Below are 2,358 nucleotides of genomic sequence, written 5' to 3'. Positions count from 1 at the left end.
CCCTTGCGGGTCTGTCAGCGGCATTGACTCGGGCTTGACTGCACCATCCTTCTCACCTCTTTCTTGGTGGTACGTCCCGTTCATGCCTGTATGGACTACAAAAGAGGAAGATAAGCGATCACCTTTCGGGGTCTTGGGCGTAACCTCCCCTTATGGGGACCTGGCCTTTCGCCGGGCGCGAGGAGGAGCTCGGACACCTGCTGCGGCTCTGCTGCGACCCGACCGCCCAGGGGGTGCTCGTCGCGGGGCCACCCGGGGTGGGGACGAGCCGGCTCGCCGGACGGCTGGCCGCGCGGTTCGCGCGCGTGGTCGTCGTCAGGGCGGCCAGGCCGGTCGGCCTGGTTCCCGGCGGCGCCCTGGCCGCCCTCCTGCCCAGCCTGCACGCTGGAGGGACGGTGGAGCGCCACGCCGGGGAGCTGTTGCGGCAAGCCGGCCGCGCATACCCGCCCCCGCCGTCGCGGGGGGACCTCCCTTCCGTCCTTCGGGAGGACAGCTTCCACGCGAACGGCGGTCCGCCCCCGGACGCCGGCCCGCACATGAACCACGGATCGCCAACCGGCCACGGTGGGCACGTGGACGACGGCCTGCCGGCCGGCGATGGGCTGCCGGTGGACTGCGCACCGGTGGACTGGGCACCGGAGTGTGCTCCGACGGACTGGGCACCGGCGGATTGGGCTCAAGCGGACTGCGCACCGGCGGACGGGGAACCGGCGCGGTGGGAACCGGCGGACTGGGGACCGGTGGACTGGGGACCGGTGGACTGGGGACCGGTGGACTGGGGACCGGCGGACTGGGGACCGGCGGACTGGGGATCGGTGGGCAGTGAGCTCCTGCTTGACGAGGTCGTGCTGGTGGACGATGCGCATCTGCTGGATCGTCACTCGGCCGAGGTGATCGCCTCTCTCGTCCTGGACCGGCGGGCGCGGCTGATCGCGACCGTGTGCTCCGGCTGCGAGGCCGCCGCCGGACCGGTCGCCGGGCTGTGGCGGGACGGGCTGGTCAGGCGGTTCGACGTGGAGCCGTTCCGGGGCGGTGATCTGGCGGCCGTGCTCGCGGCGGCGCTGCGCGGGCCGGTCGGCGAGGACACCGTGGCGCGGCTGTGCGAGATCACCGGCGGGAACGCGCTGTGGTTGCGCGAGGTCGTCACGGCCGCGCGCGCCTCTGGAGCGCTCCAGCCGGTCGGCGGGGTGTGGCGGCTGTCCGGGGACCCGCCTGCCGCGTCCGGGCTGGAGGATCTGATCGGCGCCCGCGTGGGGGCATTGCCGGGGCCGGCGGCGGAGGTGCTGGAGTACGTGGCACTCGGCGAGCCGGTGGGCGTTCGGACGCTGGCGGCGTTGTGCTCGGAGGCGGCGGTGCGCGAGGCGGCGGCTCTGGAGCTGATCACTGTGGCGGCCGAGGGGCGGCGGGAGGTCGTGCGGCCGATGCACCCGCTGTATGGGGATGTGGCCAGGGAGCGCTGCCCCGAGCTGCGGCGGCGCGACAGGTACGCGGATCTGGCGGCCGTCGTGGAGGCGCACGGGACGCGGCGGGGTGACGACGTGGCGCGGATCATCGGGTGGCGGCTCGCGGGCGGTCTGGAGGCCGATCCTGAGCCGCTGGCGGGGGCCTGCCGGCTGGCGGGGGCCGTACACGATCATCGGGCGGCGATCCGGCTCGGGCGGGCCGCCGTACAGGCTGGAGGGGGCGCGGGGGCGGCGATCGAGCTGGCCTCCGCTCTGGACGACGCCGGGCACCCGGATCAGGCGCACACGGTCCTGTCCGACGCCGAGCGGCTCGTACCGGAGCCGGGCGGCGAGCATGCGCGGGCGCGTCTGGCCGGGGCCATGGCGGGCAACCTGGCCTGGGGCCTGGACCGGCTGGGCGACGCACTCGACCTGCTGGCCCGTACGGCGCGAGAGGTCACGAACGCAGCTCTCCGCCACGACCTGGACGTACGGAGAGCGACGCTGCTCGCCGCGGCGGCCCGCACGCACGAGGCGCTCACCCTGACCGCCGACCTCCTCTCCCGAGCGGAACGCGCGGCGGACCCGAGCTCCGGCGACACCTCAGATCGCCTCCAGCACCCCCGCCCCGATGACGCCCCACAACGCCGGACGGACGACGCAACGGAACGCCGGACGGACACGATGAAATGCCGGGCGGACGCGACGGAGCGCCGGGCGGACGCGGCGGGCCACCATGCTGACGCGGCGGGCCGCCGGGCGGAGAGGGTGGGCCGCCGGGCGGACAGGATGGAGCGCCGGGCGGATGCCGTGGACTGCCAGGCGGATGAGGTGGAACACCTGGCGTACACGGTGACGCACCGGGCGGGCTTGGCGAGGCCGGGGCCGGGGGAAGAGCCGGAGCCAGGGGCAGGGC

Annotated in this window: 1 protein-coding gene; it reads left to right on the top strand. The window is 74.9% G+C overall.

All coding sequences use genetic code 11. The annotated features are described in order from the left end of the window. Nucleotides 1-152 precede the first annotated feature (152 nt). Nucleotides 153-2,358 (top strand): ATP-binding protein (locus ETD85_RS67195; RefSeq protein WP_420847399.1); only part of this gene is annotated, 2,206 nt, incomplete at its 3' end.

The sequence above is a fragment of the Nonomuraea zeae genome (assembly GCF_005889725.1).
Lineage (GTDB): Bacteria > Actinomycetota > Actinomycetes > Streptosporangiales > Streptosporangiaceae > Nonomuraea > Nonomuraea zeae.
Note: the sequence above shows the minus strand (reverse complement) of the source record. Positions and strands in the feature narration are given on the sequence as shown.